This window comes from Microbacterium sp. A84, from assembly GCF_051842815.1.
Taxonomy (GTDB): Bacteria; Actinomycetota; Actinomycetes; order Actinomycetales; family Microbacteriaceae; genus Microbacterium.
On the sequence record NZ_JBPXMS010000005.1, the window covers coordinates 154,145 to 179,487 of the forward strand.

General features: G+C 65.8%; 20 protein-coding genes. 12 read left to right on the top strand and 8 right to left on the bottom strand.

The features are described from left to right. Nucleotides 1-35: 35 nt before the first annotated feature. The 3 genes from ACSU04_RS17585 to ACSU04_RS17595 all read left to right on the top strand — a co-directional run bounded on the left by ACSU04_RS17585 (nucleotide 36) and on the right by ACSU04_RS17595 (nucleotide 3,499). Complete coding sequence (locus ACSU04_RS17585; RefSeq protein WP_439290476.1) at nucleotides 36-977, top strand: glycine betaine ABC transporter substrate-binding protein; 942 nt, start codon at nucleotides 36-38, stop codon at nucleotides 975-977. 116 nt (nucleotides 978-1,093) lie between these two features. Continuing rightward, nucleotides 1,094-2,542 carry a lipase maturation factor family protein gene (locus tag ACSU04_RS17590; RefSeq protein WP_439290477.1) on the top strand — a complete coding sequence of 483 codons (1,449 nt, stop codon included), beginning with the start codon at nucleotides 1,094-1,096 and terminating at the stop codon, nucleotides 2,540-2,542. Nucleotides 2,543-2,599: 57 nt separating this feature from the next. Then, on the top strand, nucleotides 2,600-3,499 hold the full coding sequence (locus ACSU04_RS17595) for an acetylxylan esterase (RefSeq protein ID WP_439290478.1): 900 nt from the start codon (nucleotides 2,600-2,602) through the stop codon (nucleotides 3,497-3,499). 15 nt (nucleotides 3,500-3,514) lie between these two features. Here ACSU04_RS17595 and ACSU04_RS17600 read toward each other — a convergent pair whose 3' ends face one another. Genes ACSU04_RS17600 through ACSU04_RS17610 form a run of 3 tightly spaced genes read right to left on the bottom strand, consistent with a single transcriptional unit; the run spans nucleotide 3,515 to nucleotide 6,941 of the window. Further along, nucleotides 3,515-4,519: a LacI family DNA-binding transcriptional regulator gene (locus tag ACSU04_RS17600; protein ID WP_439290479.1), complete on the bottom strand. Its 1,005-nt coding sequence runs from the start codon at nucleotides 4,517-4,519 to the stop codon at nucleotides 3,515-3,517. Then, nucleotides 4,516-5,424 (bottom strand): dienelactone hydrolase family protein, encoded by a 909-nt coding sequence (locus ACSU04_RS17605; protein WP_439290480.1) that lies wholly within the window; start codon nucleotides 5,422-5,424, stop codon nucleotides 4,516-4,518. The genes ACSU04_RS17600 and ACSU04_RS17605 overlap by 4 nt, the downstream gene beginning before the upstream one ends. Next, a complete protein-coding gene (locus tag ACSU04_RS17610; RefSeq protein WP_439290481.1) occupies nucleotides 5,421-6,941 on the bottom strand; it encodes a DUF4127 family protein in 1,521 nt (506 codons plus the stop codon). The genes ACSU04_RS17605 and ACSU04_RS17610 overlap by 4 nt, the downstream gene beginning before the upstream one ends. Nucleotides 6,942-7,028: 87 nt before the next feature. Here ACSU04_RS17610 and ACSU04_RS17615 point away from each other — a divergent pair, with 87 nt between their 5' ends. From ACSU04_RS17615 to ACSU04_RS17635, 5 genes are all read left to right on the top strand, one after another. Continuing rightward, nucleotides 7,029-9,947: a carbohydrate binding domain-containing protein gene (locus ACSU04_RS17615; protein WP_439290482.1), complete on the top strand. Its 2,919-nt coding sequence runs from the start codon at nucleotides 7,029-7,031 to the stop codon at nucleotides 9,945-9,947. A gap of 78 nt (nucleotides 9,948-10,025) precedes the next feature. Further along, entirely contained in the window at nucleotides 10,026-12,974 is a 2,949-nt protein-coding gene (locus ACSU04_RS17620) for a hypothetical protein (RefSeq protein WP_439290483.1), read from the top strand. Between the two features lie 165 nt (nucleotides 12,975-13,139). After that, nucleotides 13,140-14,396: an ABC transporter substrate-binding protein gene (locus ACSU04_RS17625; protein WP_439283609.1), complete on the top strand. Its 1,257-nt coding sequence runs from the start codon at nucleotides 13,140-13,142 to the stop codon at nucleotides 14,394-14,396. A gap of 74 nt (nucleotides 14,397-14,470) precedes the next feature. Beyond that, complete coding sequence (locus tag ACSU04_RS17630) at nucleotides 14,471-15,409, top strand: carbohydrate ABC transporter permease (RefSeq protein ID WP_439283611.1); 939 nt, start codon at nucleotides 14,471-14,473, stop codon at nucleotides 15,407-15,409. Beyond that, nucleotides 15,409-16,290 carry a carbohydrate ABC transporter permease gene (locus ACSU04_RS17635; RefSeq protein WP_439283613.1) on the top strand — a complete coding sequence of 294 codons (882 nt, stop codon included), beginning with the start codon at nucleotides 15,409-15,411 and terminating at the stop codon, nucleotides 16,288-16,290. The genes ACSU04_RS17630 and ACSU04_RS17635 overlap by 1 nt, the downstream gene beginning before the upstream one ends. A gap of 104 nt (nucleotides 16,291-16,394) precedes the next feature. On the opposite strand, the gene ACSU04_RS17640 is transcribed toward ACSU04_RS17635, so the two are convergent. From ACSU04_RS17640 to ACSU04_RS17650, 3 genes are read right to left on the bottom strand one after another with little or no spacing between them, the layout of a single operon-like run. Continuing rightward, nucleotides 16,395-17,399 carry an NAD(P)-dependent oxidoreductase gene (locus ACSU04_RS17640; RefSeq protein ID WP_439290484.1) on the bottom strand — a complete coding sequence of 335 codons (1,005 nt, stop codon included), beginning with the start codon at nucleotides 17,397-17,399 and terminating at the stop codon, nucleotides 16,395-16,397. Continuing rightward, nucleotides 17,396-18,439 (bottom strand): N-acetylglucosamine-6-phosphate deacetylase, encoded by a 1,044-nt coding sequence (locus ACSU04_RS17645; RefSeq protein ID WP_439290485.1) that lies wholly within the window; start codon nucleotides 18,437-18,439, stop codon nucleotides 17,396-17,398. Before ACSU04_RS17645 ends, ACSU04_RS17640 begins: the two co-directional genes overlap by 4 nt. Next, on the bottom strand, nucleotides 18,436-19,221 hold the full coding sequence (locus ACSU04_RS17650; RefSeq protein WP_439290486.1) for a 6-phosphogluconolactonase: 786 nt from the start codon (nucleotides 19,219-19,221) through the stop codon (nucleotides 18,436-18,438). Before ACSU04_RS17650 ends, ACSU04_RS17645 begins: the two co-directional genes overlap by 4 nt. Before the next feature lie 91 nt (nucleotides 19,222-19,312). On the opposite strand from ACSU04_RS17650, the gene ACSU04_RS17655 reads away from it, so the two are divergent. Beyond that, the gene (locus ACSU04_RS17655; RefSeq protein WP_439290487.1) at nucleotides 19,313-20,590 is read left to right on the top strand and encodes an AGE family epimerase/isomerase; all 1,278 of its coding nucleotides are present in this window, start codon (nucleotides 19,313-19,315) and stop codon (nucleotides 20,588-20,590) included. Here the strand turns inward: ACSU04_RS17655 and ACSU04_RS17660 are convergent. Then, a complete protein-coding gene (locus ACSU04_RS17660) occupies nucleotides 20,577-21,266 on the bottom strand; it encodes an SGNH/GDSL hydrolase family protein (RefSeq protein ID WP_439283623.1) in 690 nt (229 codons plus the stop codon). The two genes, ACSU04_RS17655 and ACSU04_RS17660, sit on opposite strands and share 14 nt — an antisense overlap. A 110-nt stretch (nucleotides 21,267-21,376) precedes the next feature. On the opposite strand from ACSU04_RS17660, the gene ACSU04_RS17665 reads away from it, so the two are divergent. The 3 genes from ACSU04_RS17665 to ACSU04_RS17675 are packed head-to-tail and all read left to right on the top strand — an operon-like array spanning nucleotide 21,377 to nucleotide 24,386. Continuing rightward, nucleotides 21,377-22,429, top strand: a complete 1,053-nt coding sequence (locus ACSU04_RS17665) for an NAD-dependent epimerase/dehydratase family protein (protein ID WP_439290488.1) — start codon at nucleotides 21,377-21,379, stop codon at nucleotides 22,427-22,429. Further along, nucleotides 22,429-23,484 carry a dihydrodipicolinate synthase family protein gene (locus ACSU04_RS17670; protein ID WP_439283627.1) on the top strand — a complete coding sequence of 352 codons (1,056 nt, stop codon included), beginning with the start codon at nucleotides 22,429-22,431 and terminating at the stop codon, nucleotides 23,482-23,484. Before ACSU04_RS17665 ends, ACSU04_RS17670 begins: the two co-directional genes overlap by 1 nt. Beyond that, nucleotides 23,481-24,386, top strand: coding sequence for a hypothetical protein (locus tag ACSU04_RS17675; protein ID WP_439283629.1), 906 nt, complete (start codon nucleotides 23,481-23,483; stop codon nucleotides 24,384-24,386). The genes ACSU04_RS17670 and ACSU04_RS17675 overlap by 4 nt, the downstream gene beginning before the upstream one ends. Before the next feature lie 15 nt (nucleotides 24,387-24,401). Here the strand turns inward: ACSU04_RS17675 and ACSU04_RS17680 are convergent, their stop codons facing one another. Beyond that, on the bottom strand, nucleotides 24,402-25,190 hold the full coding sequence (locus tag ACSU04_RS17680) for a hypothetical protein (protein WP_439283631.1): 789 nt from the start codon (nucleotides 25,188-25,190) through the stop codon (nucleotides 24,402-24,404). Nucleotides 25,191-25,343 lie beyond the last annotated feature (153 nt).

Here is a 25,343-nt window from a genome sequence, read left to right on the forward strand (position 1 = left end):
TACGTAACGCAGCAGAACATACGAAAGGAAGCACCATGAAGAAGTACCGGCACATCACAGCCATCGTGGCTCTCGGAGCCGTAGCATCCATCGCCCTCGCAGGTTGCGCGGGCACCCCGACAGACTCGGGTGACGCAGGCGCAGGCGCAGACGCAGACGGCGACAGCGCTGAAAGCGCTGAAATGGGCACCATCACGCTCGGCTTCATCCCCTCCTGGTCGGATGGGCTGAGCATGGCGTACTTGGTCCAGGACCAGCTTGAGAAGATCGGCTACACCGTCGAGTTGGAGACGCTCACCGAGGCGGGCCCGCTGTTCACCGGACTCGCACAGGGTGACATCGACATGTTCCCGTCTGCGTGGCCCGAGGTCACGCACGCCGAGTACATGAAGACGTACGGCGCCGACCTCGAAGACCTCGGCGCCTACTACGAGAACGCCAAGCTCACGATCGCCGTGCCCAGCTACATGGACATCGACTCGATCGAAGACCTCAAGGGTGCGGGCGACCGCTTCGACGGCAAGATCATCGGCATCGAGCCGGGCGCTGGCCTGACGGCGAAGACGCAGGACTCGATGATTCCGGCCTACGAGCTGGAAGACGAGTACACGCTCGAGACTTCGTCGACCGCCGCGATGCTCACCGTCCTCAGTGAAGCCATCGACAACGAGGAAGACGTCGTCGTGACGCTGTGGCGCCCGTTCTGGGCCAACAGCACGTATGACGTCAAGGACCTCGAAGACCCGCTGGGTGCGATGGGTGACGCGGAGACGCTGAACTTCATGGCGCACAAGGGCTTCGCTGAGGAGTTCCCCGAGGCCGCTGCACTCGTCGAGCAGATCAAGCTCGACGATGACCAGTACGGCACGCTCGAGGACCTCGTCGTGAACGAGTTCGGTGAGGGCCAGGAAGCCGACGCCGTCGACGCCTGGCTCGAGGCCAACGGCGACCAGTTCGACTGGGTCGTCACCGAGTAAAGCGCCGGATCGGCCCGCGGCGATCCTGGTACACCTGCACGATCGAATGGGCGGATGCCTCGTGCATCCGTCCCCCGGTCGTGCAGGTGTACGGTGCTCGGTCGTATTCTGATGGCATGGACGGTTTCGCCGCTGTCGACTACAACTTCGCGCGCGAGGTGCTGCAGCGGGGCATTGCGGCGCTGTATCTCGTCGCCTTCGTCTCGTCGCTGAATCAGTTCCGCCCGCTGCTCGGGGAGCGAGGGCTGCTGCCCGCCCCGGATCTTCTCGCCTGGGCATCCGCCTCGAGGGCGAGGGGGCGGATGCTGCGCCCCACGCTGTTCGCGCGCATCCGCTATACGGATCGACGTCTCGTCGTGCTGTGTTGGGTGGGCATCGTCATCGGTGCGCTGCTGGTCGTCGGCATCCCGCAGTTTGCACCTCCGTGGGTGCCGATGGTGTGCTTCCTGTTGCTGTGGTTCGGGTACATGTCGATCACGAGCATCGGGCAGACGTTCTACGGTTTCGGGTGGGAGATGCTGCTGCTCGAGGCCGGATTTCTCGCCGCGTTCCTCGGCTCTCGAGACCAGCCGCCGCCGACGGTGGTCATCGTGCTCTTCTGGTGGCTGCTGTTCCGGCTGGAGTTCGGCGCAGGCATGATCAAGATTCGCGGTGGACGCGAGTGGCGCGATCTCACCGCCCTCACCTTTCACCACGAGACGCAGCCGATGCCGGGGCCGTTGAGTCGTCAGGCGCATCTGATGCCGCGCTGGTTCCACAAGGGCGAGGTGCTGGGAAACCACTTTGCGCAGCTGGTAGTGCCGTTCTTCCTGTTCGCTCCGCTTCTCGGTCTCTGGATCGATGGGCCTGCGCCGGCGATCATCGGGGCGGTCGCAGGCGGGATCGTGCTGGCAACGCAGCTCTGGCTGGTCGCCACCGGGAACTTCGCATGGCTCAACTGGGCGACGATCGTGATCGCGTTCTCGGCGATCGGGGTGCCTCAGGCCGCGACGCCGGCGTCGGGGCTCCCCAACTACTGGCTCGTGATCACCTCGGCCGTCGGCATCCTCTACGTCGTCATTAGTTGGCCCGCACTGCGCAATCTCTTCGCGAGACGGCAGCTGATGAACGCGAGCTTCAACCGCTGGCAGCTCGCGAACGCGTACGGCGCGTTCGGCACGGTGACGAAAGAGCGGATCGAGATCGTCGTCGAGGGCACGACGGACGAGGATCCGGATGCCGCGACCTGGCGCGAGTACGAGTTTAAGGGCAAGCCGGGGGATGTGCGGCGCGTGCCCCGGCAGTTCGCGCCGTACCATCTGCGGCTGGACTGGCTGATGTGGTTCCTGCCGCTCGGTCGGTCGCTCGATGAATGGTTCACGACGTTCCTCGCGCGGCTGTTGCAGGCGGATGCCCCGACGCTCGCACTGCTCAGGAGCGATCCGTTCGAGGGGCGTCCGCCGCGTTGGGTGCGGGCGGTGTCGTATCGCTACCGCTTCGCGACGCGGGAGGAGCGGCGACGGGATGGGGTCGTGTGGGTGAGGGATCCGCGGCGGGTGGTGGTGCCAGCGTCGGGGCTGCGGTGAGCCGGAACGTGCTTGCAATCGGTTGCAGTATGCTGACCGCTCTGGGAGAATGCGAGCGTGGCTGATACGCGCGCTGAACCGGACGACTTCGATGATTTTTGGAGTTCGCTCGTCAGGCGTGCGCGAGAGGTCGTGGTGCAACCGACGAGTGCGGGGTCACCCGAACCCGGCACCCGCCTCGTCGAGTTCACCTCGCTCGACGGACTCCGCCTCGGCGGCTGGCTCACCTTGCCTCCAGGGGAGATCCGTTCCGCAGTGATCATCGCCCACGGCTATGGGGGCCGCGCCGCCCTGGATTCGCGGTGGGCGCCAGCCGATGCGGCAGTGTTTTATCCGATCGCGCGAGGGATGCCGACGCTCTCGCTGATCGACGGCATTCCTTCGGTCGGGCGAGAACATGTGCTGCACGGCATCCAGTCACGCGATACCTACGTGCACGGTGGATGTGCGGCGGATGTCTGGTGTGCCATCTCTGCGCTCGAAGAACTCCTGGGCGCGAAGTTGGGCGAGCGACACGGCGGCGTCCGGCTCGGCTACTTCGGGCCGAGCTTCGGCGGCGGCATCGGCGCCTTGGCCATCCCCTGGGATGACCGCATCGATGCGGCATCTCTGTATGTGCCCGCCTTCGGAGCGCACGTGCGGCGGCTGGCGATTCCGAACGGCGGCAGCAGTTCCGCCCTCAGGGACTGGGTGCAGGAGCATCCGGAGGCCTGGGACGTGCTGGACTATTTCGACGCAGCGACAGCCGCTAGCCGGATCGATGTGCCTACGATCATCGCTGCCGCCCGTGAGGATCCTTCGGTTCCTCCGGTGGGCCAGTTCGCCGTCGCGGATGCTGTTCCGCAGCGGCATCGACGTGTCATGGCGATGACTGCCGGGCATCGGAGCTATCCCGAGGAAGAAGCCGAGATGGCGGAATACGCCGCCGCGACACGGGCGCTGTTCAGCGCCCGATGAGGCTTCGAGCGCGGGTTACACCGCGGCGGTCGTCCCGCGCGGTGCGAAGGAACCAGGAACGACGACGTTGCGCGCCGTCCGCCCCGCGGAGACATCGCTGAGCAGCGCCACCGCGCGCCCACCCAGTTCATCGAAATCGACTTTCACCGTACTCAACTGCGGTGTCACTGTTCGCGCGAGGAGCACATCGTCGCAGCCGACTACGCTGACGTCACCCGGAACACTCAGCCCGATTTCCGCCAGCCCGCCGACCACTCCGCAGGCCACGAAGTCATCGAAGGCCATGACCGCTGTGGCCTGCTGTGCGGCGATCTCAGAAGCAGCTGCCCAGCCGGCCTCGAACGTCGCCTCGACAGGGCCGATTTCGATCAGCTCGACTTCGCCCGGCGCATCCTTCGCCCAACCGCGTACGGCGGCGGTCCGCTGTTTCGCAGCCCACGATCCGTCGGGGCCCTGCAGGAGCAGGATCCGCCGGTGGCCGAGGGTGACGAGATGGTCGGCCGCCTGTCGGAGTGCTTCCGAGTTGTCGCAGACCACGGAGGGGATGCCGCGCTCGGCACGGTTCACGAGAACGGTCGGTGTCGATCCGACCGCATCCTGCAACACTGCTTTGGGCAGCCGCGTTGATGCGACGATGAGTCCGTCGACCTGACCGCTGAGTCGACGCAGCTGCTCGGCGGCATCCGCGCCACCGGATTCGGCGTCGACAAGCAGCACCGAGGCATCTGACGCGGAGGCCGCCCGCTCGATCGCGCGCACCAGTGGGGGAAAGAACGGGTTGGTGATGTCGAGGACCACAAGGCCGATGAGCCCGGTCTTGCCGGTGGCGAGGCCGCGAGCGGCACGGTTGAGCTCGTAGCCTTGCGCTGTTGCGGTGGCCATGATGCGCTCGCGGACAGACTCGTTGACCATGTGTGGCCGGGAGAAGGCTCGCGAAACGGTCGAAGCGGAGATCCCCAGCTCGGTTGCGATCGAATAGATCGTCGCCTTCACGCGTCCACCTCCTGCACGTTGGGTCATTGAGAGCGCTCTCCAGAGTATTGCAGGTGATCACTCAGCCATTGGATGCTGGTGTGCAGCACGTCCTCGGGGAGCGGGTGTCCGTTGCCGTGCTGGAGCACATCCAGGCCGCCATCGGGCCATGCAGTGGCGGCTCGTTCGGCGAGATTCGCATTGTGCGGGCCGTCCGACGCACCGCCACCGACGTACAGCACGGGTCGAGGAGCGATGAGCGCCAGGACCTCATCCAGATCACGGTCCGTCGGCACACGATCAGTCAGGTACCAGGGATCCTCCCAGTTGGAGTGCGCGAATCCGAGGCCAGGCTCATGAGTGACCGTCGCGGCGATGCGTGTATCCAGGGCGCCGAGGAAGAGCGCGAGCTTGCCGCCGAGGGAATGCCCGAAGGCGCCGAGTCGCTGCGCATCCACGCCGGGGACAGTGGTGAGGGCGTCGAGCGCGAGTCGGAGATCGGCGATGCTGCGGCCGAGCCCGGTGACGCCGGGAAAGCGGGCGCGATTCGCTGCGGCGACCGGCCCATAGCGCGCATGCAGCTCGACGGCCGGGCTCGGTCGGGCTTCGATCTCTGCCCACCACGGCACGGCAAGAACACCGAGTCCCCGGGCGGCGATCTCTCGGGCGAACGCCTTCGTGGGGCGAGCATCGGCATCCGGATACCGCTCGCTCGGGATGCCGAGCAACGACTCGACGTCGTAGAACGGCACCACGATCACTGCGCTCTGCCCCGGCGGGAGCAGCAACACTGCGTCGAGCGTGACGCCGAAGCTCGTGAGATGCACCGTCGTCCGCATGATGCCGTCCGGTCCCGCCGTGCTCTCGCCGATTCGCCAGGCCGCATCGGGTGCACGCTCAGCGCCGATCAAGTCGCTCCACTCGGAACGCAGAGCCTGGCGAGCATCGGTCACGGCATCTGCTCCGTGTCGGCGGTCGTCTCGATCTCGAAGTCGACGGTGAACAGATACGACCATGGCCAGCGCACCTTTACGACGCGGATGCCACGGAGTGCGAGGATCCCGCTCGCCCACTCCGTCAGCTCTTCAGCAACGCGCTCGGCGAGTGCCGGGATCTCCTCCAACGGAGGGTCAGATAGTCCGCGCTCTGCGAGCTCCTGCAACAGGCGCACACGGAGCACCGGCAGGTAGTGACCGTCCTTGATGATCTTGGTGAGCAGGTAGCGCCGGCGGGCGGCACTGCTTGCCGCGGAGTTGTCGAAGAGCGCGCTGACGCCGGCTGCGAGCGTCGTGCCGAGTGTGTTGCCCGCCGTGTTCCACCCGCCGAAGGCGGCGAGCTCGCCGAGCGCATCCACGTCGTCAAGCGCGGTGACCAGCGCCGGGTCCGAGCCATTGGCGTAGCGGACATCTGCGACGGCGACCCGTCGCCCCGCTGCCAGATGCGCGGCGGTTTCTGCGGCGACCGCGGCGCTGGCGGGCCGGCTGTCCTGGTCGATCGGCGTCCCCGTGAAGTCCCCGGACTCTTCGGCGGGCGCATGGATGACCAGAACGAGGTCGGCATCGGATGCCACATCGACGCGGACGCCACCCAGGGCGAGGATCTGCTGGCTGATGCCCTGATCCACTGGCCGGTCCTCGTAGGGGGCGATGCGGCTCAATCCGGCAGCATCCGGGCTCGTGACGAAGATGCGCGGCATGATGCCGCGAGCCTGGCCGATCACCCGGGAAACGAGGACACTGGGCACCTCGTCGGCGCCCGGATACAGCAGCGCTCCGGCGTCGAGTCGGTCGTTCCACGCGCTCAGGGCGAGGCGCTCCGCGGCCGGAAGCCCGCGCGGCGCGGTGTCATCCGAGGTGATGACCAGGTCGCGGACGGTGCCGTCGGCGGCGAGACCGAGCGCGGCGAGATTCACGTCGTGGTTGCGGAGCCTCCGCCGGACCAGGTCGCCCGCGTACTCGGCAGGTACGGCGGCGCGGGCGGCGCGCACCTCATCGAGGTCGGCTTCGCCACGTGCCTGGCGATCCCAGGCCTGGGACAGTGCGAACAGGTGGCGACCGTGAGTCGCCCAATACTCCGGCTCCTGCCTGCTACGGGTCGCGTTGTCATAGTGCGGAAGCCGGGTGATGACCTGGTAGGCGCTGATCGGGGAGCGGAGGTCCCGCAGAACGTCGAGACGAGGGATGACATCGGCGATGCGATCGTGCGTGAGCCGTGAGGGAATGAGGCCGCCGTGCACCAGGAGATCCAATGAGATGACGTGGGCGTCGACTTCGCCATCGATTTCGCGGAGCCATGCGGCCAATCCTGCCGTGTCGGCGGGCTCGCGGAAGCGCGGCATGAGTGCAGCTGGAGGCAGAATCACGTCGGCTCCGCTGCACGCTCCGATCCATGCGGCGTAGCCGGCCGTGTTCGGACGTTCATCGGGGGGCAACACCGCGATACGAATCTGCTGGGGGGCTTGTGTGCTCATCACGGTCGAGGCTACCCTGCTACTGCAACCGATTGCAAGAATTTCCCCCGAACTGAACGGCGATGAAGCCGCGACAGAGGAGACACGATGAAAATGCGACGGCGTACGACGGCGGGACTGCTCGTCGGGGCACTCCTGGCGACGACATTCATTTCCGCAGCGCATGCGGAGACAGCACCCGGAGACGCGAATCTGTTGCCGAACGCGAGCTTCGAGCTTGGCGCCAGCGCAGACGCACTCGACAGCTGGTCGCCGTGGTCGAGCACTTCCCTCACGCACTTCGGTGTTGCGAGCGACCCCGTCAGCGACGGCATCCAAAGCCTGCACGTGAACGACCAGGCCACGACCACCGGCGGTGGTTTCGTCAGCGCGCTCATGCCGGTGACGGAGCGCACCACTTACGAGGTGAACCTCGATGTCTTCCATGTGTCGGGCAGCTTCAGCATCTGGGCGTACTTCCACGACGCCGAAGGTGTGCAGATCGGCTCAGAGTGGCAGACGGTACGCACCGGCACCGGTGCATGGGAGCGCGCGTTCCTCGAGTTCGACGCCCCTGCCGGGGCGTCGCAGGCGAAGGTGATGATCTACTCGGGCAACCTGCCGACCTCCGACGTGTACGTCGACGATGTGTACTTCGGGCTCCCAGGCGGATCGGGCCACGTGCCGCCTGTGCCCCCGTCGGTGCCCGAACAGATCGTCGCGAATGACGAGTCTCTCACTTCACTGGGAACTCCGGTTGGCAGCCGCGTTGTGCGTAACGCGGTCATCGGAGAAGAGGATGGCGTCTCGATGACGTACGGCCTGTACAAGGGTGTCGAGGAGACCGGCACGCCGGCGACCCTCGTGGTCGCCCGCACCTCCGACGGTGGAATTGTGCGCACGCTGCCCCTTGCAGGAGCGGACTTCGCACAGCACATCCAGAAGTCCAGCGACGGGAAGATCTACATCGCCACCTCCGGCAGCTACAGCCTGTGGGTCTACGATCCGGCGACAACCCAGCTCCGCGAAATCGGCGTCATCAACCCTGCCAGCCCCGCAGAAGGGTACGGCTGGTCGCTTGCCGCCGCAGACGACGGCAGGATGTACATCGGCAGCTACCCCAAGGGTTACCTCTACCTCTACGAGCCGGCCGACGATTCGATTACGAACCTCGGAGCCGTCGATCCCACCCAGTCATACATCCACTCGATGGCCTACGACCCGGTGCGCAAGAACCTCTACGTCGGTGCGGGCGGAAACAGCGCCCAGATCTGGAAGGTCGCAGCCGACGGCACGAAGACGCCCCTGCTGAACGAGCAGAACGCGCCCGGCGCGACCACCGAATCGTTCGTGTCGACCTTCACTTGGGTGAACGACCGGCTGTTCGCCCGGATCTCCAATCGACTGATCGTGGTCGGTGCCGACGATCAGATCGAGTACTGGCGTGGTGGGGCAAACGAGATCCACGGGTACCACGTCTCGCAGCGACCCGATGCCCCGGACAAGTACATCTACTCGTTCGGGTCCACGTTCTGGGAGTACGACTCCACGACCCAAGCAATGCGCAACCTCGGCATCCCGAACAATGGATACCTCAATGACTCGTACTGGGTGCAGCTGGACGAGGCAGGTTGGCCCGGATGGACGATGATCGCCGCCACCAGCAATGGGGTGGTCCGGATGAACATCGAGGCCGGGATCTCCGAGGCGCACGACATCGTCTACTCGAGCGCGACGACCGCGCAGCGGCTGTTCAATGGCCCGGATTCAATGTACGCCTCGGGGTACCTGATCGGCCTTGCCCCGTTCGACGACGCAACCGGTCAGGCCGGGGCCTCCATCCAATCCGGCCAGTACGAAGCGGCCGAGGTGCGTGACGGCAAGTTGCTGTTGGCGACGTACGGCAATGCCCGCTTGATGGAGTACGACCCCGCGACGGGGGCGGCTCCTCGCCAGATCTTCTCGCTGCAGGACCAGGGGCAGGATCGCCCGTTCGGCATGGACTACGACGCGGAATCCGACCGCATCTTCATGGGCACCGTCGCGCACTACGGTCACAACCAGGGCGGGCTGACCGCCTACGACTTCGCGACGAACACACGCAAGACCTATACGACCGAGATCGTCGACGAGCAGTCCGTGGTCAGCGTGCTCGCCCATGACGGCCTGGTTTACCTCGGAACGACGATCGATGGCAGCCTCGGAGCCGTGCCCTCCGGGCAGACGGACGGACACATGGTCGTCTGGGACCCGGATGCTGAGACCGTGGTGCACGACGTCATCCCGATCGCCGGGAACGAGGGCGTCACCGGACTCATGGCCGGACCCGACGGTCTGATCTGGGGCGTCTCCGAGAACACCATCTTCAAGTGGGACCCGGAGCTGGGCGAGATCGTCTACTCCGAGCCGATCCTCCAGCACCGATACGGCACCGGAACCGTGTGGATGTGGGGCGACCTCGAGATCGGCTCCGACGGGAACGTATACGGCACCGATCGGTTCTCGTTCTTCCGGATCGATGCCGAAACGATGGAGTACTCCGAGATCGTGCCGGACCCTGTGATGGGATCGCCGATCATGAACGCGGTCGCTAATCCCGATGGCGACATCCTCTTCTCGCACGGCCCCTACGTGTTCCGCTACGACGTGCCGGCGCCGGCGGAACTTGCCTGCACCGTGGAGCTGGAAAATCGCGTCGATGGGGAGCTCATCGTCGCGGAGGGCGAGATCGTCTGCGGTACGAACGTCACCGTGAATGGCGGCGTGACTGTGCAGAGCGGCGGCGCGCTCCGGATCGTCGACAGCGTCATCCGCGGCGGAGTCATCTCGACCGGTGCGGATGCCATCCGCATCCAGGACAGCTCGATATCGGGGACCGTCTCGGTGTCGGAGACCACTGGCGGCTATGTGTTCGCGGGCAATGACGTGCGTGGTTCTCTGCAGTGCTCCGGAAACGAGAATCCCATCGATGACCTCGGCCATCCGAACGCCGTCCGCGGTGTCAGCCAGGGCTGCGACGGTGTGTGAGGCGGCAACCGGTCACGTATCAGCGACATCCATCAATCATCGCAATGCCGGCACGGTTGCCGGCGGAACGGAGTCATCATGACAATGGGATACCGAAGTTCGACGGGATACAGGGCGGGGGTGGGCCTGCTCGCCGGAGCGCTGCTCGCCACCGCATTCACCGGGGCGACGCAGCTCGATGCACGGCCCGCTGCAGCCGCCGAGGCGCAGAACCTGCTGGCCAACGCCAGCTTCGAAGAGGGTGCCACGACGCTCGAGCTGACCGCATGGTCACCGCTGTGGATCGGCTCAGACAAGTTCTTCACCGTGACCGGCGACCCGGTCTCGCACGGGGAGCAGAGCCTTCGGATCCTCGATGAGAATGACGCAGGGGCGACAGGGCTCGTCAGCGATGAGGTTCCGGTTGAAGCTGGGCAGTCGTACGAGTTCAGTTACGACCAGCTCCGCACTTCGGGCCACCTGCTGCTGATGACGTACTTCTTCGACGAGGAGGGCACGCAGATCAGCCGGCCGTACGAATCGGAGCGATCGACGATCGGGCAGTGGGAGCGTTCGGTCAGCGAGTTCACTGCGCCGGCAGGCGCCGTCACCGCGAAGGTGATGTTCTACAGTGCGGGTGAAGGTCTTGTCGACACCGTTGTCGACGACGCGTTCTTCGGGCTGGCCACGGAAGCCCCCGAAGAGCCCGAGCTCTCGCCGGTCGACAAGATCCTCGTCCAGGATGAGCGCATCGACTACCTCGGGGCGCCCGTGACCAGCCAGATTCCCAGCCAGGCGGCGCAGGGGATCGAGGACGGCAGGCACGTCTCGTACCAGGCGTTCAAGGGCAACCCGACGAGTGGGTACCCCGCCACGTTCGCGGTGACCGACGTCGCCAGCGGGGCACAGCTGCGCATCTGCACGATCGACGGTGCAGACCACGCGCGCAACCTGAACATCGCCGACGACGGACGCGTCTACTGGGGCACCTATCACGACTCCAAGCTCTGGCGATACGACCCGGCGACGGGAGAATGCACCGATCTCGGCCGGATCAGCGATGTGAAGGACTCCACTTTCGGCATGTCTCCCGGCTCCGATGGGTCGATGTACATCGGCTCGTACCCGGATGCCCGCCTGTTCAAGGTGGACCCGGTGACCGATGAGGTCGAGCTGCTGCGCAAGATCGGCGACGGCATCGACTACATCCACGCGATCGCCTACCACGCCCCGACCGACACGCTCTACGTCGGCTCAGGCGGGCGCGTCCCCCAGATCTGGAAGATCACCGAGGGCGGTCGCGGCGAGCAGACTCTGATCGCCGATGAGACGACCGCGCCGCGTCTGAACGAGGGAACCCAGTTCGTGGGGCGGATGGACATCGTGGGTGATCGGATCCTCGCGCAGGTCGGATTGCGGATGCTCGTGCTCGACCTCGACGGCAACGTCGTCCACTGGGACCCGGATCAGACCCGCTTTTTCTTCGGGCACCACGTCATCCAGGGCGCGACCGCTGACACGGCGATCTTCTCCACTGACGGCGGGGAGCTGCTGGCATACGACATTCCGGCGAACACGTTCTCCTCCACCGGCATCGACATCGGCGGCTACCTCTCCAACGGGGTGGTCGATACGTCCGGCGGCACGCCGCTTCTGTACGGCACATCGTCTAAGGCGGTGTTCGTCGCAAACCTCGAGACGGGCGAACTCGTCTCGAACGAGCCGATCGAGTTCGCGCAGCCGACTCTGATCCAGAAGCTGTTCCCCGGCCCCGACGGCGGCGTGTGGGCATCCGGGTACATGGTCGGCCTTGCCGAGATCGACAAGGCGGGCGTGAACCATGGGCCGACAATGCAGCGCGGTCAATTTGAGTCGGCCGCGGTGCGCGACGGCAAGATGTACTTCGGCGGCTATGGTCATGCGCGCTTCGACGTGCTCGATCCGGCCACCTACGACCCTGTCGACACCAGCACCGTGCCGACACTCTTCGACGGTGTCGCGCAGGGGCAGGACCGTCCGTTCGGAATGGCGTACAACCCCGACCGCGACGAGATCTACATGGGGTCGGTGGCTACCTACGGCCAGACTCAGGGCGCTCTCGCGATCTGGGATGCCGAGACGGGCGAGCACGATTGGCTGACGACCGAGATCGGCGAGGACGAGAACATCATCTCGGTCGCCTACAACCCGAACGATGGTCTGGTCTATCTCGGCAGCACCGTGGACGGCGGTCTCGGGTCAGTGCCCAGTGGGCACACCGCGGGCAAGCTGATCGTCTTCGACCCGGCGACGAGGACGGTCGTGAAGACGATCGACCCGGCCGGGGAGGAGCGCGAGGGCGTCAGCGGCCTGATGGTCGACCCGGATGGCGTCGTCTGGGGCGTCGCGGAAGAGGCGCTGTTCGCCTATGACCCGACCACGGGCGAGTCCACCGTCGAGGCGACGGTCGGCGGCCGCTACAGCGCCGGGACGACGTACTGGGCCTACGGTACGGTGAGCAGATCGGATGCCGACGGCAGGATTTATGTCACGGCGGGCTATCGGTTCAGCGTGCATGACCCTGCGACCGGCGAGACGACGCGCATTGCGAACGGTCTGCAGTGGAGCGCGGTCGACGGTGAGGGCGACGTCTACGTGAGCGCGGGCGCGAACCTCTTCCGCTACGACGTGGAAGAGGTGGAATGGGCCAGTTGCACCGAGAAACCGGCGGCAGACATCGCCGACGGCCTGGTCGTTCGTTCCGGCGAGGTCGTCTGCATCGATGGCATTCGAGTGGATGAGGGGGTCGTGGTCGAAGCGGGTGGCGCTCTGCTGATGAGGGATACCGACGTTCGCGGTGGAATCCAGGCCGATGGCGCTGCGCGCATCGAGGTGCGCAACACCGAGGTGCGCGGTGCGGTCGCGGTGACGGCGACCACCGGCGCGTTTGTGTTCTCGGGGAACGAGCTGCGCGGATCGATGACGTGTGCGGATAACGCCGCAACCCTTGATGACGAGGGGAGTGCGAACACCGTCAGCGGCGCGATCAGCGGATGCGTCGAACAATGATGTCTCTGTGAACGTTCTACAGTGGGGGTCGCGCCATTCGCGCGGCCCCCACTGTGGTTGTGATCTCTTTGTGATGCATCCGGTTGCAAGAGCTCTTGACAGAGAGCCCGACGGGCCGTAGCGTGAAATGCAACCGATTGCAGTTGATGATAGAAGGATGGGGCAATGAAGCAACTTTCTAAGTTTGCAGCGCTGGCGACCGCGACCCTACTCGCCGTGACGCTTGCGTCGTGTGCAGGGGAACCCGCGGCGGAGCCGGCCTCCGAGCCGACCGAGGTCACCGGAGACGTCACCTATTGGCACTACACGATCGGTGACTCCGGAGAAGACTCCTATTGGGCACCGGTCATCGAGCGCTTCAACGAGCAGTACCCGAACGTCAACGTCGAAGTCGTCGTGCAGCCGTTCAGCGGTCGCGAAGAGGCGCTGACGGTCTCGCTCGCAGGCAAACAGGCGCCAGATGTCGTGTACTTCAACCCCGACTTCATTCCGCGGTTCGCGGAGGAGGGGGTACTCGAGCCCGTCACCGACATCGTCGAAGGCGATGACGACTGGCGCGAATCGGCGATCAATGCCATGACCTATGACGGCGAGGTCTACGGCGTTCCGATCCTGATGAACGCAGGGATGACGGTCTGCTTCGCCGATGTGCTGGAAGCAGCCGGAATCGAGTGCCCGGAGACATGGGATGACGTTCGCGAGAATGCGCCCGCGCTGAAGGAAGCCGGATATTTCTCGACGCAGTATGAAGGGGCAGTGCAGGTGACGTTGAACGGCACCTTCTACACCGCTCTCGCGCAGGCCGGCGGATCGGTCCTTTCAGATGACGGCTCCAAGGCGACGTTCAATAGCGCTGAGGGGCTGGAGACGCTGGAGTTCCTGAAGCTCATGGCCGAGAACGAGTACTTCCCGTCGGCGGAGCTGACGACGCTGACTTCGTTCGAGCAGACCCCGGCCGGCAACGGCAAGATCGGGTTCATGGCGACGTCGACCCCGCGCTCACTGGACGGCTTCTACGACCGCGAGAACATGATCGCCGGTCCCCCGCTCACCAACAAGGAGACGGTCGGATTCGGAACGGTCGGCGGACTCTCGATCTTCAACACGACCGACAGCGTCGACGCATCCAAGGCCTGGATCGAGTTCGTCACCAGTCCCGAGGAGCTCACACCGTTCCTGGAGGCCACGGGATACCAGTCGCCCCGTCCGTCGATCACCGGTCTCTTCGAGGAAGGCAGCCTCGAGGACTTCCAGACCGCGTACCTCGATGATGCCTATGCGGGCGAGATGCACCCGCAGGCCCGAGAGATCATCAGCCTCCTCGCCCCGCACGTGCAGGACGCGATCCTCGGACGCACCGACCCGCAGGAAGCATTGGATGCCGCCGAAGCAGAGATCAACTCTCTGCTCAGCCGCGGATAGAAGAACCCGTCGAGACGGTGGGCGAACGTCCGTATCGCCCACCGTCTCTGAACCGATCGACCGAGAGGCCCGATGTGTCGACATCCACACTCCTCCCGCGCAAGGAGGCGGCGCCCGCCACGGGCGCTGACAAGCCGCCGTCCCGGCTGCGTAAAGCACTGCGATCGGACACCGCGGTCATTGCCTATGTGTTCATCGCGCCGTACCTGATTCTCTTCCTCGCCTTCCGCATCATCCCCGCACTCGGCGGTCTCTTCCTCTCTTTCACTGATTGGAAGATCTCCGGGGCGTTTGAACTCGTCGGGCTGGATAACTTCGTCCGCCTCTTCGCAGATCCGATCTTCCAGAAGGCGCTCGTCGTCTCTCTGGTCTTCGTCGCGCTCGCCGTGCCCATGGTGGTGGTGCTATCGCTCGCGGTCGCCGTACTGGCGTCCAGGCCGCTGCGCGGAATGGCCGTCTACCGGTCGATCTTCTTCCTCCCGGTGGTCACCAGCCCGGTGATGGCAGGAATTATCTGGGTGTGGATCTTCAGTGAAGACGGCGCACTGAACTGGCTCATCAGCAATGCAGGTATGCAGCCCATCGGATGGCTGACGAGCGAGGCCTTCGTTCTCCCGTCTCTGGCGATCGTCAACGCATGGGGCAACTTCGGCTATGACATGCTCATTCTCTTGGCCGGCATCCTCGCCATCCCCAGTGACTACTACGAGGCTGCCTCTCTCGATGGTGCGAATGCCTGGCATCGGTTTCGTTACATCACGTTGCCGCTGCTGAAGCCTGCGCTGTTCTTCGTGATCATTCTCGAGATCATCAAGTCCTTCCAGACCTTCGACACGATCTACGTGATGACCGGCGGAGGTCCGTCGCGTGCGAGTTACACGTTGACCTACATGATCTATGACCAGGGCTTCGGCTATTTCGAGTTCGGATACGCCAGTGCGGCCGGCCTCGTGCTGCTCGTCATTACCCTTCTGATCTCTCTCATCCAACGTCGCGTCATGAAGGAAAGCTGATGGCTCAGTCGACCCTGGACTCTCCCGCGATCAGCGAGTCGCTCACCCGTCGTGCGCCGGGGCAGGGCAAGCGCAAGCGCAAGCTGCCCAGCCCCACTCACCTGCTCCTCATCCTGATCGCCGTCGTAACGGCCTTCCCGTTCTACGCGATGATCGTCATCGCGCTGCAGCCGGGACGCGGGCTGGAGATGCCGGGGGCACTCTTCCCGACCGATATCTCTCTCGATTCCTTCGTGGCTGCGCTGAGCTCCACGCGGGTGCCGCGATGGTTCCTCAATACCCTGATCTACGCCGTCGTCTCCGTGGTGCTGGTGCTGCTCTTCGCCGCGATGGCCGGTTACGCCTTCGCGAAGAAGCGCTTCTGGGGCAGAGATGTGATGTTCTGGTCGTTCGTCGCGATGCTCATGGTGCCCGGAAACCTCACCCTCATCCCGCAGTTCATCATCGTGACGAACCTCGGCGGGCTGAACACGATGTGGGGCCTTATCGTTCCGACGCTCGCCAACGTGCAGGCGATGTTCCTTATGCGTCAGTTCATCCGAGACATTCCCGACGAGATCATCGAGGCGGCACGCATCGATGGCGCTGGCGAGATGCGCATCTTCTTCTCGATCATCTTGCCGCAGACGAAACCGGTGATGTCGATCCTCGGCGTGATGGTGTTCCTCGCGCACTGGAACGATTTCCTGTGGCCGCTCGTCTCGCAGCAGCACCCGGACAACTTCACGCTGAGCGTGGGGCTGAACAGTATGCAAGAGGAGCTGACGATGCTCTCGACCACGATGGCCGGTGCCGTGCTCATGTTCATCCCGACGCTGATCATCTTTATCTCGGTGCAGAAGAACTTCGTCCGCGGCATCGTGATGAGCGGGATCAAATAGCAGAGCGGATGCCCCGACGGCGCGCACATCGGCGCGGTCGGGGCATAGCTGTGTCAGCCGAGACGCTGTGTCAGCCGAGACGCTGTGTCAGCCGAGACGCTGTGTTAACCGAGGCGCTCGTAGTTGGCGCTTGTCACCTCGGCGTGCAGCGTGCCGTCCGTGAGGAAGCGCTCGATCTCATCGATCACCGCATGGCCCTGGCCGAAGCGGGCCTGCACCGTACCGCCGGCGACGTGCGGGGTGAGCAGGGCATTCTCCCTGCCGAAGAAGTCGCTGTCCGCGGGCAGCGGCTCGGACGAGTAGACGTCCAGCCCCACGCGGAGGCGCCCAGACCGCACCTCGGTGAGGATCGCCTGCTCATCGGTCACCTCGGCGCGGGCAGTGTTGATGACGATTGCGTCGTCGCGCAGCAGTGCGAGCTGCGGGGCGCCGATCATCTGCGCGGTGTCGGGCGTGCTCGGTGCGTGGATCGCGAGCACATCGCTGGTGGCGCACAGCTCGTCGAGGCTGCACAGCTCCACGCCCATCTGCGCGGCCTCGTCGGCGGTCGCGTAGGGGTCATAGGCACGCACCGCGGTGGCGCCGAGTCCGCGGACCATTCTCGCGTAGTGGCGCCCCACCCGGCTGAGCGAGACGAGGCCGATCCGCTGCGCGGCGATGCTCTGGCCCAGCATCCCGACGCCGCCGGTGATCCACGAGCGCGAGGACTGGAATCGGCGATCATGCAGCACAAGATTGCGCAGCAGCGCGAGGGTCATCGTCACCGCCATCTCGGCGACCGCTTCGGCCATGGCATCCGAACCTCCCTGCGCGATCCGCAGATCGTTGCCGAGCGCCTCGATCGGGAACAGGCGCCGCACCGAGCCCGCGCTGTGCACGGCCAGGCGCAGGCGGGAGCCGTTCAGCACCGCCGGATCGAACGGCTCGGTGCTCCACGACGTGATCAGCACGTCGAAGTCGTCGCCGATCGTCGTCGGCACACGCACGTTGCCGGTTGGCGTGGAAGGGCGAACGAACTCGCCGAGCTGTGCCAGCCGGTGCTGCGCGTCGGCGTCGTACAGGCGGGCGAAGTCCGTGTCGCCGATCGCGATGAAGATTCTCGGTGTCACGCTGCTGCTCCCGTTCCTTCGTGGACGACGGCGCCGGCCACCCTGACTGTTCGTACGACGACGTCATCGCCCAGTTCGACATCGAGGCTGTCGCCATCGGTGTCGGTGTTCATGTTGATGCCGAGCAGGCGCGCAGGGTTACGGCTGGACATCGCGAGGAGCTCATCATCATCGAAGGGCAGTGCCCGACGGGCCCAGGCCACGCATTGACGCAGTGATCGACCGGAGCCGGCGAGAAGCTTCGTGCCGGTCACGCTCAGCTGGCCGTCGGCGGACACCGTGACGCTCCCACCCACCGGTGTGAGATAGTCGCCGGCGGGGGATCCGGCCAGCGCCGCGGAGTCGGAGGTGAGGATGCTCCGCGGGACACCCTTGGCGCGGATCATCGCGGTCACGGCGTCTGCGGGCAGATGGTGGCCGTCGGCGATGAACATCGCTGTGAGCTCGTCCGCGGCCAGCTGCGCCCAGATGTGGTTGGGATGGCGCGGGAGAGTGGCGTGTGCGCCGTTGCCGAGGTGCGTGCTGAGGGTCGCCCCGGCGCGGACGGCCTCACGGATGTGCTCCGGGCTCGCGGCGCAGTGGCCAAGCGAGACCCGGATTCCTCTGCTGGCGGCATCCGCGATGTAGGGCAGGGATCCTTCCCGCTCGGGTGCGAGCGTGACGATGCGGATGAGGTCGCCTGAAGCCTGCTGCCAGCGGTCCAACTCGTCTATGGAGGGATCACGGAGATGGTTAATGTCGTGGGCTCCGCGAGGTCCGTCGTCGGGAGCAAGGGACGGGCCCTCCACGTGGATGCCAGCGATCGAGTGCGCGATCAGCGCGTCCATGGAACGTGCCTCGATGATGGCGGCAAGAACGTGGAGGATCTTCTCCTCGCTCGCCGTGATCACCGTCGGAAGGTAGCGGGTGACGCCCTCCGCCCACAGCGCACGGGTGAGTGCGACGATCGTCTCGGCGGTGACGTCGTCGGCGTTCACGTCGTGGCCGCGGAAGCCGTTCACCTGCAGGTCGATGAGCCCTGGCCAGCGGTGTGAGGTCATAGCGGGAGGCTATCGCCTCGGATCGTGTCATCCAGCGCGTTCGCTGCCGGTGCATCCAGGAACCACGACACGTTCGCATGGGTGCGCAGGAAGCTCGCAGGGCTGGAATCGTCGATCCCGCCGCCGAGTGCGCGGGCCACGGCGGCTGCCTTGTGCTCCCCGATGACGGTGCAGATGAGCGTGCGGGCGGAAAGCAGTGCCGGCACTGTGAGGGACAGCGCGTGCGTGGGGACATCGCTCAGAGCCTCGAAGAGTCCTTCGTCGACCTGCTGCTGACGGGATGCCACGTCGAGGGTGACGACGCGCACAATCTCAGGATCCGTGCTGCTGGCGACCCCAGGTTCGTTGAAGGCGATGTGTCCGTTTACTCCGATGCCCAGGCAGACGACATCGATCGGCGCTTCATCGATCAGGCGTGCGTAGCGAGCCGCTTCGTCGTCGAGCGCGCCGTCTGTGTGGATGCGCTCGAAGCCGGCATGCGCGGCTTCGGGGAGTCGAGCCTGGAGCCAGAGACCGAAGCCGGCGGGGTGGTCGGCCGGGAGGCCGAGGTACTCGTCCATATGAAAGGAGCGGATGCGCGACCAGTCCAGACCCGGCTCCTGGGCGAGATGCGCGAGCATCTCCTGCTGGGAAGGCGCGCTCGCGAACACCACCCGCGCCGAGCCGCGCTCGGCGATCGCCTCACGGAGAGCAGCGGCGGCGTGTGCTGCGGCCTCGCGACCGGCATCGGTCTCGCGGTCGGCAGTGAAGACACTCGGGGGTGATGAGTGGGTAACATCCATGTTTTGGCTCCGTATGCAATCGGTTGCAAGTTAGACTACGAGAAGAACTTCACCAGGTCAACGTTCGACGTCCCGCTGCGAAGGAGCCTCGATGTCACACAATGCACGCCAGCACCTGGAGCAGGTGATCTTCCCCTTCTGGATGCAGAACGGAATTGATGCGGAGCAGGGGGGATTCCATACCTGCTTCGACAACCGAGGCCGAACTCGCGTCTCGGAGGACAAGTACACCTGGTCGCAGGGCCGGTTCGTGTGGCTGCTGGCGCGGGCGGCGGCCCTTGTCGAGGCGGATCTGCTCGATGTTCCGGGAGTGAGCGCCGACTCCCTGGTAGATCTGTCGCGCAGTGGCGCCGAGTTCCTCAGCCGCAATGCCCTGCGCGATGACGGGACATGCGCATTCGCGCTGTCGCGTGATGGTTGGAACGCGGTGCCGGGGCAGCCGGATCGCAGCGTCTACGCCGACCTGTTCGCTGCCATGGGCTTCGCTGAACTGGCGAGCCGCACCGGCGAAGAATCGTGGCTGCGCCAGGCCAGAACCATCATTGACCGGGCTGCCGCGGACATCAATGCCGGAAGTGCCCCGACTCCGCCCTATGCGGTTCCGGTGGGGCGCCGGGCGTTCGGCCCACACCTGATTCTTCTGAATGCGCTGGTCGTGCTCACCGGCGCCGAGCGCGCGGTGTCGGGATCTGCGACGCGGGAAGAGCTGTTGCGCAGTGAGGTGGACGCCGTGATGTCGTTCCGCAGTACGGGTGCCGGGTTCTTTGAGATGCCCCTCATCGTCGCAGGGGATGCGAGCGATCTCGTGTCGCGGCATCGTGTGCCGGGGCATGCGCTGGAAGCGATGTGGATCGCACTGGAGGCGATGGAGCTGCTCGGCACTGAGGCGTCGACCGCGCACCGGGAGAACGCGCTCGCCGCGATCGCTCCGCTGTGCGACCTCGGCTGGGACACCGAATTCGGCGGGTTGTTTCGTTACACCGACCGCGACGGCGGGCGACCGCAGGGGCCCGGTGGGTCCGCTCCCTACGAAGACCTCGTCCGCACGACATGGGATGCGAAGCTCTGGTGGGTGCACTCTGAGGCGTCAGCGGTGACGGCGATCGCGGCGCGCCGTTACGGCCGGACGGAGTGCGCCGAGTGGGCGTCGCGCATCTGGGAGTACAGCTTGGATACTTTCCCCGGCGGTGCTGATGGTGCGGAGTGGGTGCAGATCCGCAATCGCGACGGCACCCCGCGTGATGAGGTCGTGGCGCTTCCGGTGAAGGACCCGTTCCACATCGCGCGCAATCTCATGCAGCTCGTTGAGCTCGACGCTGCGGAGCCTGCTTCCGCGCCTGCTTCTGTGCCTGAGGCTATGCCCCGCTGACGATGCCCTCGAGCCGGGCGATCGTGCGCGTGATTTCCGGTTCGATGCCGAGGGTTTCGGCGAGGATCAGGGCGAGCAGGGCATGGCCAGCCGCGCTCGGGTGGAACGGATCGCTCATCAGCCGCCATGGCACTCCGCCGGAACCCAACGCGGCGAATCGCTCGTAGGGGTCGGCAAGGATCGTGTCTGATTCGCGGGCGACCGCACGGATTGCCTCCGCGAACTCACCGATCCTGGCGCGCTCCGGTGCATTCGCGGCGTCGACGCTCGGTGGTGTGACCAACACCGGGATGCCGCCGGATTCGCGTACTCGGGCGACGAACTCGCCCAGCGAGGCGGTGAAGTTCTCTGGCGTCGTAAAAGGCCGGGCTTCGCCGGTGGCGCAGTCGTTCGTGCCGATCATGAGTGTCACGACGTCGGGCGACCATGCGGCGACTCGACGGTCCCAATCCTCGAGGATGTTCGTGATCCGGTGCGCGCTGATTCCGGAGTTGATGACGATGTCCCTGGTGCGAGCCAGATCGCCGCGGATGAGCTCGTGCAGGTGGTCCGGATAACTGCGTTCGCCCTGCGTGTGCACGAGGCCATGCGTGATCGAATCGCCCGTGATCACCCAGGTGAGGGGAGCGTCGGATGCGAGTGCGTCGTGCAGGCGGGATGCCTCGGCAGTGGTCATGGAGTCCTTCCGGCGGGGAGCTCTGGAAGGGCTCGCCTCTGATCTTAAAGCGTATCCACGATGCTTGCAATCGGTTGCATTCTTGCTCGCCGACTTGCATAATCAGGGGTGTGACCGACAGCGAAGATGCACTCAACTCCCGATTCCCCTCCGAAGCGGCACTCGAGGAGGCGCTCGCCACGCCCAGTGCTGCTCTCATCCAGGACCTGGCGCGCGGCGCGGGCGACCTGCTGATTCTCGGGGCTGGCGGCAAGATGGGCCCCACTCTCGCGCTGCTCGCGCGCCGCGCGCTGAATGCGGCGGAGCGACGGGCAGACACCGTCTACGCGGTGTCTCGCTTCGGCGACACCGCCGTGCGCGAACGGCTGGAGAGTGCGGGCGTGAAGACGATCTCCTTCGACCTCATCGAGAACGACGATTTCTCTGCGCTTCCGGATGCCCCCAACGTGGTGTTCATGGTCGGGGCGAAGTTCGGCGCCGCGACCAACGCCTCCTGGGCGTGGGAGGTCAATGCCGCGCTGCCGGATCGGGTCGCCCGCCGCTACCGCGACAGTGCGATCGCGGTGCTGTCGACCGGAAACGTGTACCCCTTCGTCCCGGCATCCTCGGGCGGAGCATCCGAAGACATGCCCCCGGCACCGATCGGCGAGTATGCGCAGTCCTGCCTCGGGCGAGAGCGGGTGTTCGAATTCGGTGCCCAGGAACGCGGCACGAAGGTCTCGATCATCCGCCTCAACTACGCGGTCGACCTGCGATACGGCGTGCTCGCCGACATCGGCCGCGCCGTGCAGGACGGGCAGCCGGTCTCCGTCTCCACGGCGAACGTCAACGTCATCTGGCAGGGGTACGCGAATGAGGTTGTGCTGCGCAGCCTCCACCATGCGACACCCGATGTGTTCACAGTCAACCTCACCGGCCCCGAACTGCTGAGCGTCGAATCGATCGCCCATCGATTCGGTGCCCTGCTGGAGCGGGAGGTGACGCTGGTGGATGAGCCCCAACCGACGGCTCTTCTCAACGATTCTCGGCGATGCATGGCACTCTTCGGTTATCCGGCGGTGCCGGCGGAGACGCTCATCGGCTGGCAGGCAGCCTGGTTGCGTGATGGGCTTCCGCTCATCGCGAAGCCAACGAAGTGGGCAGTACGGGACGGGAAGTTCTGATGGGTGCTCTGCGCCCTGCAGCAGCGACGACGCTCGAAAGGGGCGCGGTCATCCCGGCGCACCCGCTCGCTCTCACCGCCGATCGGCGACTGGATGAGCGACGTCAGCGTGCGCTCACCCGGTACTACATCGACGCGGGCGCCGGCGGTATCGCGGTCGGCGTGCATACGACGCAGTTCGAGATTCGCGATCCGGAGCACGGGCTGTTCGAACCGGTGCTGGCGCTTGCGGCCGAGGAGCTCGACGCGCGCGCCGATGAGAGCGTCGTGCGCGTGGCGGGTGTGACCGGAGCCACCGCGCAGGCGGTCGCCGAAGCAGAGTTGGCGCAATCGCTTGGATACGACGCCGTGCTTGTGAGTCCGCGCGTACCCGGTGCCGATAACGCGATGCTGCTGGATCGCGCCCGCGCCGTGGGCGAGGTGCTGCCCGTGATCGGCTTCTACCTGCAGTCGGCGATCGGCGGTCCGGTCCTCGACCGTGCCTTCTGGCGCGAGTTCGCTCAGATCCCTGCGGTCGTCGCTGTGAAGGCTGCGCCATTTGACCGGTACCGCACGCTCGAGCTGGTGCGCGGAGTTGCCGAATCCGGGCGCGCAGACGAGATCGCCCTGTACACGGGCAACGACGATGCGATCGTGGCGGATCTGCTCGCAGAGTTCCACGTCGACACCGCTCGGGGTGCGCAGGCCCTGCGTTTCATCGGTGGGTTGCTCGGGCAATGGGCGGTCGGTACTCGAGCCGCAGTGCAGATGCTGGACCAGGCACATCGAGCGGTCGGAGGGGATGCCGAGGCATACCGCGCGCTCGGCGCTCGGGCCGCCGACATGGTCGACGTCAATCAAGCGGTGTTCGACCCGGGCAACGACTTCGCCGGGGTCATCGCCGGCGTGCACGAGGTGCTGCGCCAGCAGGGCCTGCTCGAGGGCGTCTGGTGCCTCGATCCGGCGGAGGGCCTGTCACCGGGGCAGGCACGCGAGATCGAGCGCGTCCGTCGTGCCTACCCCGACCTGCACGACGATGAGTTCGTGGCCGAGCATCGGGATGAGTGGCTGCGGTGAGAGCAGTCCGCGTCGCGTTCGCCGGGGCAGCGCACTCGCACGCCTTCAGCGACGCACGGAACCTGCGGGCGCGGGGAGCGGAGATACTCGGGGTATGGGACGCCGACGACCCGGGTCCGCTCGTGCAGTTCGCTGCCGAGTTCGGGGTGCCTGAGCATCTGTCTCTGGCGTCGCTGCTGGGCCAGCAACCGGATCTCATCGTCGCAACGGTGCGCACTCCTCGCGCGGTTTCTGTTTCGCGCGCGATCACCGCGGCCGGCGTGCCGAGCTTCTTCAACAAGACGATCGCCTCCTCCCGCGCGGCTCTCGACGACTGGCTGGCGATAGACGATCCGCGCCGATTCACCAGTTCGGTGCTGCGCTTCGCTCCGCGTCTCGCGGAGTTCGCAGACGCCGTGCGGCCACAGCGGTTGCGTGCACTCGATGTCCGTGCGCAGCACGATATCTCCGGCCTTCTCAGCGGGGACAGGAGCTGGCAGGACGCGTTGAATGGCGCGGGCGGCACTCTGGTGAACTTCGGGGTGCACGCCTGGGAGATGATCGAGGTGCTGTTGCCGGGCGAGCGCGCTGAGATCCTGTCCGGCACCGCGACGCGGGAGGGCCTACTTACGGCATCCGAAGCGATAGGAACCGTGCGGGGCCGCATCGGAGAGGTGGCCCTGATCGTGACCGTCTCGGGTGTGGGCGCCTCGGATGTCTACGCGGTGCGCGCCGTCACTGATGCCGGAACGTCGTCCATCGAACTGCCAATCGATGCCGCGCAGCTCGGATATCACGGTGCGGCCGACGCGATGCTGCGACTGGCGCGTGGCGCGGATGCCGCGGTGACGGCCCCGCACACCGCGGTCGTCTACGAAAACGTTCTCGCTGCCGCCGCGACGGCGCGCTCGTCGCTGCGCTGAGCCCTCGGACGGATACTACGGTGCGTCGCGCTTCGGCTGGCGAAGAGGTTCGGGCTGGGGCGTCGGCGCGGCCTCCGGGGCTCGACCTGACGGCAACTCGCGTGCCACCTGCTTCTCGAGCACCTGGACAGCGTCGTCTGAGAGCACGATGAGCCCGTCCAGTTCTTCGCGGACGCGCTTGTAGGCGACGTTGCGCTCGGCCTGGGTCGCAGATTCGTCGACGGCGACCTTCAACAGCTGCTGCGCGCGGTCGAGCTTCTTGCGTTCGGGCTCGGTGAAGGTGGAATTGCGCAGGCGCCTGGCATCCTTCTCTGCGATCTCGAATGCGACGGCGTAGTTGCCGACGGCATCCAAATACTCGGTGACGCGCTGCTCGCTGACCTTCGTCTCGGTGGATGCCGGACGCAGAGCATCCGCCGTCTTCCGCGCCCGCAGGAACGTCGCGGTCAGCGGCTGGCGACCGTCGCTCATGGCGGGGAAGGCGATGAGCTTCGCGACGTCGAGCTCGTAATCGAGCCAGCGTGCGGTGATCTCGTCGTGCTCGGCGAACAGGCGCTCGAGCAACTGGTCCGACGGCAGTGTTGCGTCCGAGGCGATCTGCTGCGCATTCGCTATCGGCGCTGCATTCCCGCGCGCGGCTAACTGGGCGGTTTTGAGCTCGCCCTTCATTCGCAGCGTCTCGAGCCTGCGCTCATGCCTGCGCTTGGCGTTCTGCTCCCACGCTTTCGCTGCGCCGCCACCCATCGCCACGATGGGAAAGATCAGCCACCAGTACTCGCCAGCGAAGGCAAAGAATGCATCCATGATGCGCCAAGCCTACTGCGCCCCACCCCACCACACACCGCAGTTGCGAGTGGGCAGGTGTGGCTCGCTTCTGCGCGGCAAAGTCAAATGGTGTGGGCAACGTTGGTAGTTAGGCTGCGAGGAGCAGCTGGTTGAGCCGGTTGGCCGGGGTCT

What these genes read in the sequence shown, in the direction of transcription:
- ACSU04_RS17585 (WP_439290476.1), top strand. Translation starts at nt 36, where the DNA reads ATGAAGAAGTACCGGCACATCACAGCCATCGTGGCTCTCGGAGCCGTA.
- ACSU04_RS17590 (WP_439290477.1), top strand. Translation starts at nt 1,094, where the DNA reads ATGGACGGTTTCGCCGCTGTCGACTACAACTTCGCGCGCGAGGTGCTG.
- ACSU04_RS17600 (WP_439290479.1), bottom strand. Translation starts at nt 4,519, where the DNA reads ATGACCCAACGTGCAGGAGGTGGACGCGTGAAGGCGACGATCTATTCG.
- ACSU04_RS17610 (WP_439290481.1), bottom strand. Translation starts at nt 6,941, where the DNA reads ATGAGCACACAAGCCCCCCAGCAGATTCGTATCGCGGTGTTGCCCCCC.
- ACSU04_RS17615 (WP_439290482.1), top strand. Translation starts at nt 7,029, where the DNA reads ATGAAAATGCGACGGCGTACGACGGCGGGACTGCTCGTCGGGGCACTC.
- ACSU04_RS17620 (WP_439290483.1), top strand. Translation starts at nt 10,026, where the DNA reads ATGACAATGGGATACCGAAGTTCGACGGGATACAGGGCGGGGGTGGGC.
- ACSU04_RS17625 (WP_439283609.1), top strand. Translation starts at nt 13,140, where the DNA reads ATGAAGCAACTTTCTAAGTTTGCAGCGCTGGCGACCGCGACCCTACTC.
- ACSU04_RS17635 (WP_439283613.1), top strand. Translation starts at nt 15,409, where the DNA reads ATGGCTCAGTCGACCCTGGACTCTCCCGCGATCAGCGAGTCGCTCACC.
- ACSU04_RS17645 (WP_439290485.1), bottom strand. Translation starts at nt 18,439, where the DNA reads ATGACCTCACACCGCTGGCCAGGGCTCATCGACCTGCAGGTGAACGGC.
- ACSU04_RS17650 (WP_439290486.1), bottom strand. Translation starts at nt 19,221, where the DNA reads ATGGATGTTACCCACTCATCACCCCCGAGTGTCTTCACTGCCGACCGC.
- ACSU04_RS17655 (WP_439290487.1), top strand. Translation starts at nt 19,313, where the DNA reads ATGTCACACAATGCACGCCAGCACCTGGAGCAGGTGATCTTCCCCTTC.
- ACSU04_RS17660 (WP_439283623.1), bottom strand. Translation starts at nt 21,266, where the DNA reads ATGACCACTGCCGAGGCATCCCGCCTGCACGACGCACTCGCATCCGAC.
- ACSU04_RS17670 (WP_439283627.1), top strand. Translation starts at nt 22,429, where the DNA reads ATGGGTGCTCTGCGCCCTGCAGCAGCGACGACGCTCGAAAGGGGCGCG.
- ACSU04_RS17680 (WP_439283631.1), bottom strand. Translation starts at nt 25,190, where the DNA reads ATGGATGCATTCTTTGCCTTCGCTGGCGAGTACTGGTGGCTGATCTTT.